This window comes from Flavobacterium sp. (assembly GCF_031411595.1).
Classification (GTDB): domain Bacteria; phylum Bacteroidota; class Bacteroidia; order Flavobacteriales; family Flavobacteriaceae; genus Flavobacterium.
In genome coordinates this window covers 1-12,758 of sequence record NZ_JANOBI010000001.1, presented here as the reverse complement: position 1 = coordinate 12,758, position 12,758 = coordinate 1, and the positions used below count along the sequence as shown (strand labels likewise).

The window sequence follows — 12,758 nt, the reverse complement described above, 5'->3', positions numbered from 1 at the left end:
TATGGTGATCAAAAAGTAGAGTTAAAACGATTTGTCGATAGTGCTGTTTTAAGAAAAAAACCAACAAAATAATTTTTTAAAAAAATAGTTGAATTAGACTTTGAAAAGTTGATTATTGTTATATATTTGCACTCGGAATTTACAACAAATTTCGGGGTGTAGCGTAGCCCGGTTATCGCGCCTGCTTTGGGAGCAGGAGGCCGCAGGTTCGAATCCTGCCACCCCGACAAAAATCCTTTCTGGTATCAGAAGGGATTTTTTCATTTAAAACAAATCCAAGTTTACTTGAGATTTGTTTTAAATGAAAAAATTCCAAGGTTTTGAAAAAACATTAAAGGTTTTTGTAACGCCACCCCAACTCAGGATCACGCTAGTAATCCTGAATCCAAGTTTACTTGAGATTTGTTTTAAATGAAAAAATTCCAAGGTTTTGAAAAAACCTTAAAGGATTTTTGTAACGCCACCCCAACTCAGGATCACGCCAGTAATCCTGCCAATTTAAAAAGCAAATTACTTGAAATTTCTCGCAAAGTCGCAAAGGCGCAAAGTTCAACTCCAATTTCCTTTGCGACTTTGCGAGCAAAACCAATTTGTTTATTCTAAAATAACAAAAACTGATACTTTACACTTTATATTTCAACAGATATAACTTAGCTTTGCGGTGCCTTAAAAAAATAAAAAAATGTCAGATACTATCGAAAAAATAAAATGCCTTATCATCGGCTCAGGTCCAGCGGGATATACTGCCGCTATATATGCAGCCAGAGCAAATATGTACCCAGTTCTATACCAAGGAACACAACCCGGAGGACAATTGACTACCACCAACGAAGTAGAAAATTTTCCAGGTTATGTTGATGGTGTTACCGGTCCAGAAATGATGGTGCAATTGCAAGACCAAGCCAAGCGTTTCGGAACCGACGTTCGCGACGGTTGGGCGACCAAAGTTGATTTCACAGGCCCAATTCACAAAGTGTGGATTAACGATACCAAAGAATTGCATTGCGAAACCGTAATTATTTCAACCGGAGCTTCAGCAAAATACTTGGGACTTCCGTCAGAGCAGCACTATTTGCAAATGGGTGGCGGTGTTTCTGCTTGCGCCGTTTGCGACGGATTCTTCTACAGAAACCAAGAAGTTGTGATTGTGGGCGCTGGAGATTCGGCTTGTGAGGAAGCTCATTACTTATCAAAATTGTGTAAAAAAGTCACGATGTTGGTGCGTAGCGAAAAATTCAGAGCCTCTAAAATCATGGAAGCTCGCGTTCGTAAAACTGAAAATATTACGATTTTAATGAATCATGATACTGTAGAAGTTTTAGGCGACAATCAAGTCGTTACTGGCGTAAAAGCAAAAAATAAAACCACTGGTGAAATATTCGATATTCCTGCGACAGGTTTCTTCGTAGCCATCGGTCATCAACCCAATACAGAAATTTTCAAAGACTATTTAACCTTAGACGAAACCGGTTACATCGTTAATGTTGCCGGTACTTCAAAAACTAGTGTGCCTGGTGTTTTTGTAGGCGGTGATGCCGCAGATCATGTCTATCGTCAAGCGATTACAGCTGCAGGAACGGGTTGTATGGCGGCTTTGGATGCGGAACGTTATTTGGCAGCTCAAGAATAGATTATTAGATTTTTGGATCGTTAGATTATTAGATAAAAAAAGCCCCGGTTTTACTCGGGGCTTTTTCATTATTGATTATTCATTATCAATTATTTCAAAGTTTTTTTACTCAACACAGCGCTATCCAAAAAGTTCTTAATCTCAATTTTTTGATTGCCGTACAATTTGATTTCCGCTTTTCCTTTAGCGTCAAGCACTAGTTTTGTAGCTACATTGATACTACATTCTGAAGATGCTTCCGCAAGCAATTCTGTGTTTTTTGTAGTGAGTTTGTTTCCGGTAAAATCGGCGTCGTTGTCCAATCGCAATTTGAAATCAATCACATCGCCTTCAATGACTGCTTTTGTTTTTTGGTACATATCAAACTTCATTTGTGTTGAAGCAATCAACGCTTTGAGTTGTGAGTTTTTACTCATTTCTATAGTCGCATCTTCCGATTTCAAGTTGAGTTCCGCTTTCGATTTATCATCAGACATCAACGTAAATGTCTTGGCATTCACATTCGCATAAATCTTGGCATTGTCATGAATTTTGAAAGTGAAATTCGGTATATTCAATTCAGCCAAAGCCGTAACATTCGCATCGTCTTTAGCCATCAATAATTTAAAATCATCGGTATAAGTGACTCTAATACTAAATTTCTTTGCTCCTGAAACTTGTCTTGTTGAAGCAAGATGCAGGACTTTCCCTTTTGCATTGATGGAAACGAATTCCTGTAAATTATCGTCAGCTTCAATCTCCAGCGCACATTTATCGCCTTTGATTAAAAATATTTCGAGGTTATCAGCCACTTCAAGTTCCTCAAATTCAGTGATATCTTTTTGTACTATTGTAACGATTTTAGATCCTTTCACCTTTTCTTTTTGCTGGGCAAATACCAAAGAAGTAAATAAGAAGAATGTTACTAGTCCAATAATTTTTTTCATACCAATTAATTTTTTTCAAATATAAAAAAACATCCTCGTTAATGTAGGATGTTTTAGATATTAACCTTTTCTTATAGTTTTTTGAGGTTGTCATCCGGCACACGATCGATCAAATAATTATAAGGATCGATTCCTGCTTGATAAGGTTTTGCCTTCGTTTTGAATGTAAATGTATTTTCTTTTTTGGTGATTTTTACTCTTTTATAAATTAAGGGTTTTCCTAAATTTTTATCATCCTTTCCTTCCTCAAAAATGGCAATATCGATATAATCGGCTACCGGAATTTGGGTTTCTTTACCCAACGAATTCGACCTAAATTTTTCGGAAGTGGTTTTTAAAGTGACTTCATATTCGTTCCCCACTTTTTTATAAGTAGCATCGAGCATGCGGTTCGAAAACATCGTAATCGTTTCAAACATATCTTTGATGACATACTGCAAACTGTCGGGTGTGACTTTCTTAAATTCATTCACCGCGGCAATCGAAGTTGGATATGGTGGATTTTTATAAGCATAAGTCGAAACCAGATTTCTCATCGCATGATTGACATTTTGCTCGCCAATCATTTCCTTCAAATAATACATGACCACACTAGCTTTATTGTAATGAATGTATTGCTGGCTTTCGGTTTTCATCAACGGTTGCTCGCCTTCAAATTCGGAACTTCTGCCTCGTAAATAACTATTCATTTCATACTCTAAGAACTTCTTCATTTTGTCTTTTCCGTATTCTTTTTCCATGACCATGAGTGCGGAATATTGTGCAAATCCTTCGCTCATCATCTCGCTACCTTGCATATTCGCCCCCGAAACTTGATGCGCCCAATATTGATGTCCCATTTCATGCGCTACGACATAAAATACTTGGTCGATGTCGTCTTTTGTTACATCACGCAAATCAATGATAAAACCAATTCCTTCGCTGAAAGGCATGGTTCCGGGAAAGGCTTGAGCGAAATCTGAATATCTCGGAAACTCAATGATTCTGCATTGTTTGTGGTAATACGGACCGAAATTCGCCGTGTAATATTCGAGCGATTTCTGCATGCTTTTGAGCATATTTGGAACGTTGTAAGCGTGCTCTTTATCATAATAAACTTCAAGGTCAATACCGTTCCATTTTTTTCTGGCGACTTCATATTTCGCTGAAATAAAGGAATAGAAATTCAATGATTTTTGGTCGATTTTATATTGATAATAATTTCTTCCTTTCGATTTCCATGATTTGATTAAAGAACCCGGCGCAATCGCAATTTGGTCTGAAGATGTGCTGATTGTGGTATTGACATCAACCCAATCCGAATCATGTGAAAGATAAGTATCGGCTCTTGATACCCTATCATTTTCATTGAGTTTGGGCATGCGCAGACGCGGCGGCAATTTGAGTTTCACGCGTTCATTTTTATCGGCGATTTCATAATCGCTTTTGTAACCGAACGCCGGCAAAATATCCGAGCTGTTGAAGAATGTCCCGTTTTGGGTAAGTTGCGTGAAACTGACTTCATTTTCAAAACCTTGATTGTCTTTCCATAAATCGATATCAATTTTAATAGAATCATTCGGAGCCAATGGTTTTGCTAAGGTATAAATGCGATACTTTAGACGTTTGTCATTGCTTTTGAGTTTCGCGCCTTTAATATTGATGTGAATGCTATCCGTGAGCAAAGGCATTGTGAAATGAAGTTCATTAATCGGTGTCGAAGAAATATTTCTCGCCCAAGAATCAACATGAACGGTTAAGTTCCGATCTTCGGGCATGATGTCGATTTTATAATCGAATTTGTAAAATCGAGGTTGTGTCAGGTGTTCGAATTTCTTGTATTTTTTTTCGTATTCGACTTGTTTGTTCTCGCGCTCTTTTTCAGAATCGTAAGTATTTAAAACTTTAGTATTGTAGAAAACGAAACCGGCACACACTGCAAAAGCAATAATACTCAACGCAAAAGCGACTTTATTTTTTCTAAGAATCGTTCCGGCAATTTTGGTTCTGATTTTAAATTGAAGTTCCTTTCCTCGAATGTAAAACGCATTGATTACAAAACATAAAATCACGCAGAACAACGCCCAATAGATATTAAACCAAATCGTCGATGGCACGAATGGGCCGAATTTATTCATGTCCGAATACGTAATACTAGGCCTTGAACCAAATGACAACATGTTGCTGTTGATTTCTATTAAACCCCAAATAAAACTATTCACCACCAAAAACGCTACAAAAGCAAAGTACGCGATGTAGCGATTGTTGATTAAATAATGAAATAATAGCGATAAAACGATATAAAAAGCAAAGCCCAACAAACCGATGATGAGTAATGATTTGACATAGACATCAATTTCGTAGTTGTAATAACCATAAGCGGTTTGCGCGATAATTCCAATGATAATGGTTGCGGAATACATAATGGCCAACGCGATAATCAACGCTACTAATTTGGATGTAAAAAGCATTCCTGACCGAATCGGAGTGGCATCTTCAATTTCATTGATTTTAGCATCGCGTTCCTTCCAAACTAAAACACCAGTGTAAAATGCAATAAATCCAATGATGAAAATAAAAAATGCATCATTGATGGTATCAACAATCGAATAGGTTACAGGATATTGATCGGTCCCGTAACTTCCGGTATAAGTCGTTAATCCAACAATTAAATTAATCAAACCAATAGCGACAATAATAATGAAAGTTGGGTTTTTAATCACCGCTTTGGTTTCGAATTTCACGAGTTTCCAAAACGTAATCAACGAAAAGGCATTGGCTTTAGTGGGATGATAATCGACATCGAACAATATCGTTGGTGCGATGTTCTTCTTTGATTTTTTCTGTTTTTTTACTTTTTCTTTTTTGGTATTGAATGAAAATTTGGCGTAAATCAAAAATAAAATCAGCACACTGATTCCCAGCCAAATCAAACGATTGAATAACAATGCATCGTGTAAAGTAACCACTTGCAAATTTTTTTCCGCGACAGTCATATACTTGGTCATGATGCGGAAAGGCCTCACGCCAAAAGGGTCTAAGATATTGGCCAACCATTCTTTTTGAATGTCGCGCGTGAATCCCGATGAAACAGCATAGAATACGAGAATCAACATCGAGCCGATGAACGAAACGATGCTGCTTCTGAAAATAATCGCTAATCCATAAAGCAAAACGCCAGCAATAATGACATTCGGAATCGCGAAAGCCAAAATTCCATACAAATGTCCAGACCAAATAATCGGCCCGAAACGCTCTGCGGGCGCCATATCAAATACTCCAGCCAAAATTGGCCCGAGCAACAATCCGAGTGAAACACCCAACATTGGAATTACAGAAACGATTGCTGCTCCAATAAATTTCCCGAAATAGTAATCACTTTTTTTAATTGGTGAAGAAAAAATAAATTGGTGCATACCGTATTGGAAATCGCGATTGGCAGTCGCGTTCATAAAAGCGGTCGTCATCAGCAATCCGATGATCGACATCACGGCATAATATTGTTCAATCACAAAAGGCGCATTTTTATGAATGTTGCCTACGCCGCCGCCAATGGAAACATTGTCAGAAGCTACAGCAAAAAAGACCAATAATGCATTGATAAAAAAGAATATCCAAACCATTGGTGTTTTCAACCAATAGTTTAATTCGTGTTGTATAAATTTCCACATAATTGTAAACTATTGATTTAAACTAATTCGTTGAGTTTCGCAAAGAATACATCTTCTAAATTCTCTTCTGCTTTACTGAATCCGTTGTCTAAATTCGTTTCAGAGAAAACATGAATTAATGGTTGACCGCCAACCAATTTATTGGAAATGATTTTGTAGTTTTTTTGGTATTCTGGCAAGTCGATTTTGGTGACTCTTTTCTCCCAAACTTTGCCTTTAATTTCAAGAAGTGCCTCATCAGTATTACCACTGAAAAGTACTTTACCATTGTCCATAACGGCCATTTGCGTGCAGAGTTCACGAACATCTTGAACGATATGTGTCGATAGAATGACTATAATATTTTCGCCGATTTCACTTAAAATATTGTAGAAACGATTTCTTTCACCCGGATCTAAACCTGCGGTTGGTTCATCAACAATCACCAATTTTGGGCTGCCGATTAAGCATTGTGCAATACCAAAACGCTGGCGCATTCCACCACTATAACTCGCTACGGCATTTTTTCTGTGTTCCCAAAGATTGACTTTGAGCAACAGTTGTTCTACAATTTGATTGCGGTCAGCTTTCGATTCGAATCCTTTTAACAGCGCCAAATGATCGAGCAAATCAACTGCTGATGTTCTTGGGTAAACGCCAAATTCTTGTGGCAAGTAACCCAAAACTTTACGAACGGATTCTTTGTCATTCAACACATCGATGTCGCCGAGTGTTACCGTGCCGCTATCAACATCTTGAAGCGTGGCTAACGTTCGCATTAAGGATGATTTTCCAGCGCCGTTAGGGCCGAGTAATCCGAACATTCCTTTTTGAATGGTTAGAGAAACATCGTTTAAGGCATGCACGCCATTGCTGTATTTTTTGTTTAGATTGTTGATTTGTAATTCCATATTGGCGGTTTTGGTGGGTTAATTTTAAACGTTGGTAGGTTAGAAATTGATATTGTTACAAGAATTCGATTTTGCTTTAGGAGAACCACTTGAGTTTTTGAAAATATTGAGGCAATAGTTTCACTTTATAATCATCCATAACAAAAATAAAGGTTTGGTTTTTTCTCAATAGAATCAATATGATATTGATCAAGATGATGGGCATCGTATTTTGAAATTTGTTGTAGTAATAATCTACTGCAGCATTTTCTTTATTATCAAGTAAAAAAGGAATGGTTTCTTTCGAATACACCATCGGAGTTCTTTCGAGGTCCGGTGAAACATAATTGGAATAATGTTTCGCTTGCAGTGGATTTCCTTTTCTCAAATCGGTAAACAAATCCACTACCGAGAAGTAACTGTTGTGGGCTACATCTTCAAAAATAATGGCTTTATGAATGTCGATGGCCACCCATTTTTGAAGTTTCGTGGAATAAATTTCATTGAAGGAATGTCCGAATTGTGAATTATAAAAGCAATCAACAATGCCCCATTCTTTAACTCGGATGCCATTAATCAAACAAAAAACATTGAAAATCTGAGAGAAATCTGAGCATACACCACCTTGGCCGGCCAACATGATTTCTAGCGTTTTTTCGGATGAAAGTCCAATGCCGGTGCCGCCTTTTAAAGTGCTTCTCAAAAAATCGCCAATGACTAAAGATTTTTCCAATTCGTCTTGGGTTGGATTTAGTTTTATTTGGGTATTAATTTCAAAATACAACTTGGGAACATCGGCAATATGATTCGAATCGTTAAAGCAATAAAGGTTAGTGATATCGGTTTCTTTATTGTTTTTTGACAACAATAGATACCGTACAAAATATAAAAATGGATGCCGCTTGAATGCGTGTTTGACCTTTTTAAAAGTGATTGCCATCAGTAGTGAATGATTTCGATTTTAGCGCTAAAGCATAGATGATTCGAGGTTGGCTAATTTAAAAATTTTTTTAACAAATGATTCTTTTAGCCAATGATTTATAAAAAAAAATCACCCAATTGGCTTGGATGATTTTTATCAATTTAATTTTTTTGAAGTTTATTCTTTGCTAATGCTTCCGCCCGAAGACGATTTTTTATTAATGTTTTTAGGCACATTGTGATAGTTGATCACACCGCCACTAGACGCATCTGCATTGAGACTCACTAACGGAAAAATTTCGATGACACTGCCACTTGATGCTCCAGCAATGATTTCATTCGAGAGCAGTTTTTCAGCATCGATGGTGCTTCCGCTCGATGACGCAGCTTCCATTGCCATGGCTTTTCCGTATACTTTGATGTCGCTTCCGGAAGAAGCTTCACAACTGGCTTTTTCGACTTCAATCGCGATATTCATCGAAGAACCACTACTTGATTTTAGAGCGATTGTATTGCCTTTGATGGTGTTTTTTGCATTGAAACTTACACCACAACACACATCAATACTTTCAATATTCGGTGCTTTTACGACCACTTTTTTCGATTCGACATTGATGTAATTGTTGATGTCAGAAGTAATCGTCAAAACCCCATTTTCAACAGTTGTTTTGATGTGTTTCTGCAAATTGTCATCGGCAATTACGGTAATACTCGTTTCAGGCGATTGCTCTAAAACCACATCAAGTCCTTTTTCAGCTTTGATGCTTTTAAACGAATTCGGAACCGTTCTGTTCTCTGTAACCACATTGCCACTGCCTTTCACACCATTAAACTGGCAGGCAGCAAACAGCATCACAGTTACAGAAAGCAACGCCGATTTTTGGATGATTTTTTTTAAATGCAACATGACTATTTGGTTTTAATGGTAATGCCGTCTTCGTTGATTTTAACACTTTTAATTTCCTTGTCTTCGGATCCTTTGTTGTCTTTTTTAATCAAGATTCCGTTTTTATTTAAGGTTACGCTGGTTGAAGTTGAGTCGTTATCCACTTCACCTTTTACATCGTTCCATTCGTTTTCGTCAGGCGGGCAATTCATACATTTCACTTTTGAATTTTCTACCTTATAAGTATAATCACCACTGAAATGTAGATTGAAATAAGAATCGTCAGAATCGTCATAATCTTGGATGCTACTATCGGGTTTCAATAAGGTTCCGACTGGCAAGTATAGGTAGATTTCAACTTCTTGATCGCGCCATTTGTTTTTAAATTCGGTCAACAGATAGTTGTCTAAAATTAAATGATTGCCTTCGATTTTGTAACCGTATTTGATTTTCTCAGCCGTTTTCTTAGCTTTCGATAATGAATTGCCTTTGGCTTTTCTTTCGATTTGGATGTAAGGTGTTTTTTCATCTGTTTTCACAACATACAAACGAACTTCATTCGAGTAAATGACTTTTACGTCAGTTGAATCTTCTGTAACAATAAAGTTATCATTGTCATGAATTCCGTTAGAGAAATAATCATTCGATTTGAATTTTACGAAAAGTGTATCATTGGCTTGCACTGGAATGTTTTCTTTTTGGATGAATCTTCCGTCAACTGCGAATTCTGTGGCTTGTCTGATGCCTAGTGAAATCAATATTCCTAGTGAAATTAGCCATAAAGCGAGTAACGTATATTTGATGACATTGTTAATCGATTTTATTCCCGGTGACAATAATTTGAAACCTAAGATTAAAAAGAAAAAGAGTGGGATTCCGATAGCGAAGAATATTAATAGTCCAAAAGCCCAAATCGGATATTCAGAAAAATTGCCGGCTTCCACAAAACTTTGCCATGGAAAATCGATAAAAGCGCCAGAACCTAGTGTAAATACACCGATGAATAAAATCACGAGCCATGTTAAACTTGACAGAATTAAGATCACGCCTAAAAACTTAGCGAATACTCTAAAAATACTCATGAAGACTTCGCCTACACCGCCTGTAAATTTCTCAACGCCGGTTTTTACTTGGTTTCCCATTTTGTCGTAATTGGCATTTTTGAATTTGTCAGAAACTGAATCGAATTCTTCTTTTACCTTTTTCTCGATGTTTGAAATGGTGATGGGTTCACCTTTCATTTCTAATTTTTCAGAAGTAGTAATCGCTTCTGGAGTTACAATCCAAAGTACGAGGTAAGCAACGATTCCGGATCCGAATCCACCGAAAACCAATACCACTAAAATGATTCGCAACCAAACGACATCGATTCCGAAATAGTGACTCAAACCAGAGGCTACACCACCAATCATTCCGGTGTCTTTGTCGCGATATAGCTTTTTATTGGCTCTTGTGGCACTATTAAAGTCGCTGGCTTGTTGTGCTTCTTCACCGTCTGGATCAATTCTGTAATCTTCGGGTTGTCCCATGACAGCGATGATTTCGTCTAATTCTTTTAAATTGATGACTTGTTTTTCGCTGGTGTGTTTTTCCGCGACCAATTCGCCAATGCGCATTTCGATGTCTTTGATGATTTCGTCTTGCCCGTTAGAATTTGATAAAGAACGTTTGATAGCATCGAAATAGCGTGTCAACTTTTGGTATGCGTCTTCATCAATATGAAAAAACATACCGCCTAAATTTATGTTTACAGTTTTATTCATGACTATTATTTTTGGTTTGTTATTATGTTTACGGCATCGGATAGTTCGGTCCAAGTGCCATTTAATTCAGTTAAAAATGTTTTTCCAATTTCGGTGAGTCCGTAGTATTTTCTTGGCGGTCCCGAAGTAGATTCTTCCCAACGGTAGTTGAGTAATCCGTCATTTTTGAGTCTTGTCAATAGCGGATAAACAGTTCCCTCTACGACAAGCAATTTAGCGTTTTTTAAGGTATCTAGTATCTCTGAAGTGTAAGCATCTTTTTCTTTGAGAACAGATAAGATGCAAAACTCGAGAACCCCTTTACGCATTTGGGCTTTTGTGTTTTCAATATTCATGATGCTAATTTTATTTGGGATTATTCCGCTGCGCTCCATCAGTTCGGCGGCGCCTCGGGTTTTATTCGTTTTTTGATTCCCTGATATTAGTTGCTTACATTGTTGTAAGACACTAAACTATTGTAATCTGATTTTTTGAAGGCTTGCGCTTCTTCATTCAATTCGATTTTTTCCGGAAATCCGGTGTAAGAAACTCTGGCTTGATCAGTAACATTCAGAGCAACATTAGTATTGGCGTGTATCATAGCAACCGATTTTCCGTTGGCACTCAAATTAATGGTATTGGCAATAAAATTCTTAGCACTCAACAAAGCCGAGTCAGCTGTTTGAAACGAAGCATTTTCTGCTTTTCCTGTTAAATTAATTTTGGCGTTACTTTTAAAATTCCCTTTGAGTATTTTGGTTTCAATTTTTCCATTGAATACAGTTCCATTGGCAGCATACAATTTGGTTTTTTCCAACGTTTTGATGTTGCCTGTCAATGTGGCTCCGGAATCTAAAAGAATGTTCAAATGATGCGCATTGAATTGATCGATAATCGTAATTTTTGCTTTCGAGTGTGCTTCCAAGGCTACAATATTTTGCGCCGATAAATACACTTTTACAGTTTCATTCGATGGAATTTGTGTTCCTTTTTCCATAGTGATTTTTAAAGTTTTTCCGTTCACTTCCGTGATGATTTCGTTGAGTACGGTTTGGTTTTCTGATTCAATTTGCAACGAAGTTGATGGGTTTTCGGTGTAAATGAGTTCAATGCCATTGGCTACTGTTACTTTAGAAAATGCAGATACGTTTCTGTTTTCTGTTACTTGTCCTTTTGCTAAGATTCCAATGAGGAATACGGTTAGCGTTGTGATGATTTTTAACATGATTTGTTCGTTTTTTTGATTGATGATTGATTTGTTGATTAAAAAATTGATGATTGAAATTGATTTATTTTAAAAAATTGATGGTCAACGGATATTTGAAATCATCTCCGTTAGATGTTTTAAGCGAAGCGTAGATGATTAGAAAAAACTCCGCGATTTTCATAAATATAAATAAGATGATGGCTAAGATGGCAACAGTTAAAACACCATTGATGTTATTGAAATTGAATTCGTCAAACACCAAATCGTCATGATTGATAAAAGCTGAAAAACTAGCATTTTGAATTACAGTAATGATGATAATCGGAATGGCAATCATCGCAAGAATGCAAGTGTAAACGAATAAGCTCAATTGAAAATTAATAGTTTGTTTTCCTTGCTGATCAATATATTCTGACTTATCTTTATTGGTACTCCAAATGATGATTGGAAAAATCAAATTTCCAAACGGAATAAAATACTGTGTCAAAGTGCTTAAGTTGATTAAAGCTGCTGTACTGTTTTTTGATTGTGTTTCCATGATGATTAAAAGTATATAGTAATTTCTTATGCAAATATATATCTAAAAGACAATACTATGTTTCGCATAGTAGTAAATATTAACAAAATATTAACAAAAGTATTTGTGTTGAAACCAATCCGAAAATGACTATATTTCGGAAAAATACCAGCATACATGCACATCACGCCACAAAAAATAAATGCATTTACTTTTCTAAAGTTACCAGCCGCTTTTTGGTGCGGCGTTCGTGTAAAAACGCTTGAAGTAGATAGATGCACGACATCTGTAAAGCATACTTGGAAAAACCAGAACCCATTCCACTCGATGTATTTTGCCGTACAAGCAATGGCAGCAGAACTGACCACGGGTGCACTTGTGATGTTTCAAATTCAAAAAAGTGGTCGTAA

General features: G+C 36.8%; 12 protein-coding genes and 1 tRNA gene. 4 read left to right on the top strand and 9 right to left on the bottom strand.

Translation table 11 applies throughout. The annotated features are described in order from the left end of the window. Nucleotides 1-152: 152 nt before the first annotated feature. The 3 genes from RMO03_RS00065 to trxB all read left to right on the top strand — a co-directional run bounded on the left by RMO03_RS00065 (nt 153) and on the right by trxB (nt 1,630). Nucleotides 153-227: transfer RNA gene (locus tag RMO03_RS00065), tRNA-Pro, on the top strand. Between the two features lie 184 nt (nt 228-411). After that, complete coding sequence (locus RMO03_RS00060; RefSeq protein ID WP_309640031.1) at nt 412-603, top strand: hypothetical protein; 192 nt, start codon at nt 412-414, stop codon at nt 601-603. Nucleotides 604-682: 79 nt separating this feature from the next. Continuing rightward, on the top strand, nt 683-1,630 hold the full coding sequence (gene trxB / locus RMO03_RS00055; RefSeq protein WP_309640030.1) for a thioredoxin-disulfide reductase: 948 nt from the start codon (nt 683-685) through the stop codon (nt 1,628-1,630). An 89-nt stretch (nt 1,631-1,719) separates the two neighbouring features. On the opposite strand, the gene RMO03_RS00050 is transcribed toward trxB, so the two are convergent. The 9 genes from RMO03_RS00050 to RMO03_RS00010 all read right to left on the bottom strand — a co-directional run bounded on the left by RMO03_RS00050 (nt 1,720) and on the right by RMO03_RS00010 (nt 12,369). Beyond that, entirely contained in the window at nt 1,720-2,556 is an 837-nt protein-coding gene (locus tag RMO03_RS00050; RefSeq protein ID WP_309640029.1) for a GIN domain-containing protein, read from the bottom strand. Nucleotides 2,557-2,627: 71 nt separating this feature from the next. After that, nucleotides 2,628-6,206, bottom strand: a complete 3,579-nt coding sequence (locus RMO03_RS00045; RefSeq protein ID WP_309640028.1) for a M1 family aminopeptidase — start codon at nt 6,204-6,206, stop codon at nt 2,628-2,630. A 17-nt stretch (nt 6,207-6,223) separates the two neighbouring features. Further along, the gene (locus tag RMO03_RS00040; protein ID WP_309640027.1) at nt 6,224-7,096 is read right to left on the bottom strand and encodes an ABC transporter ATP-binding protein; all 873 of its coding nucleotides are present in this window, start codon (nt 7,094-7,096) and stop codon (nt 6,224-6,226) included. A 76-nt stretch (nt 7,097-7,172) separates the two neighbouring features. Further along, nucleotides 7,173-8,015 carry a hypothetical protein gene (locus RMO03_RS00035; RefSeq protein ID WP_309640026.1) on the bottom strand — a complete coding sequence of 281 codons (843 nt, stop codon included), beginning with the start codon at nt 8,013-8,015 and terminating at the stop codon, nt 7,173-7,175. Between the two features lie 159 nt (nt 8,016-8,174). After that, nucleotides 8,175-8,903, bottom strand: a complete 729-nt coding sequence (locus tag RMO03_RS00030; RefSeq protein WP_309640025.1) for a head GIN domain-containing protein — start codon at nt 8,901-8,903, stop codon at nt 8,175-8,177. 2 nt (nt 8,904-8,905) lie between these two features. Further along, a complete protein-coding gene (locus RMO03_RS00025; protein ID WP_309640024.1) occupies nt 8,906-10,645 on the bottom strand; it encodes a PspC domain-containing protein in 1,740 nt (579 codons plus the stop codon). 5 nt (nt 10,646-10,650) lie between these two features. Then, a complete protein-coding gene (locus RMO03_RS00020; protein ID WP_091393082.1) occupies nt 10,651-10,980 on the bottom strand; it encodes a PadR family transcriptional regulator in 330 nt (109 codons plus the stop codon). 86 nt (nt 10,981-11,066) lie between these two features. Next, the gene (locus tag RMO03_RS00015) at nt 11,067-11,849 is read right to left on the bottom strand and encodes a GIN domain-containing protein (RefSeq protein ID WP_309640023.1); all 783 of its coding nucleotides are present in this window, start codon (nt 11,847-11,849) and stop codon (nt 11,067-11,069) included. 64 nt (nt 11,850-11,913) lie between these two features. Further along, the gene (locus RMO03_RS00010) at nt 11,914-12,369 is read right to left on the bottom strand and encodes a DUF4870 domain-containing protein (RefSeq protein WP_309640022.1); all 456 of its coding nucleotides are present in this window, start codon (nt 12,367-12,369) and stop codon (nt 11,914-11,916) included. Nucleotides 12,370-12,525: 156 nt separating this feature from the next. Between RMO03_RS00010 and RMO03_RS00005 the strand changes: the two genes are divergently transcribed. Beyond that, nucleotides 12,526-12,758, top strand: a 233-nt coding sequence (locus RMO03_RS00005; RefSeq protein ID WP_309640021.1) for a DUF4442 domain-containing protein, incomplete at its 3' end; no start/stop codon positions are given.

Bases quoted from the DNA above. Each gene is read 5' to 3' on its own strand.
- RMO03_RS00060 (WP_309640031.1), top strand. From the start codon at position 412: ATGAAAAAATTCCAAGGTTTTGAAAAAACCTTAAAGGATTTTTGTAAC.
- trxB (WP_309640030.1), top strand. From the start codon at position 683: ATGTCAGATACTATCGAAAAAATAAAATGCCTTATCATCGGCTCAGGT.
- RMO03_RS00050 (WP_309640029.1), bottom strand. From the start codon at position 2,556: ATGAAAAAAATTATTGGACTAGTAACATTCTTCTTATTTACTTCTTTG.
- RMO03_RS00045 (WP_309640028.1), bottom strand. From the start codon at position 6,206: ATGTGGAAATTTATACAACACGAATTAAACTATTGGTTGAAAACACCA.
- RMO03_RS00040 (WP_309640027.1), bottom strand. From the start codon at position 7,096: ATGGAATTACAAATCAACAATCTAAACAAAAAATACAGCAATGGCGTG.
- RMO03_RS00035 (WP_309640026.1), bottom strand. From the start codon at position 8,015: ATGGCAATCACTTTTAAAAAGGTCAAACACGCATTCAAGCGGCATCCA.
- RMO03_RS00030 (WP_309640025.1), bottom strand. From the start codon at position 8,903: ATGTTGCATTTAAAAAAAATCATCCAAAAATCGGCGTTGCTTTCTGTA.
- RMO03_RS00025 (WP_309640024.1), bottom strand. From the start codon at position 10,645: ATGAATAAAACTGTAAACATAAATTTAGGCGGTATGTTTTTTCATATT.
- RMO03_RS00020 (WP_091393082.1), bottom strand. From the start codon at position 10,980: ATGAATATTGAAAACACAAAAGCCCAAATGCGTAAAGGGGTTCTCGAG.
- RMO03_RS00015 (WP_309640023.1), bottom strand. From the start codon at position 11,849: ATGTTAAAAATCATCACAACGCTAACCGTATTCCTCATTGGAATCTTA.
- RMO03_RS00010 (WP_309640022.1), bottom strand. From the start codon at position 12,369: ATGGAAACACAATCAAAAAACAGTACAGCAGCTTTAATCAACTTAAGC.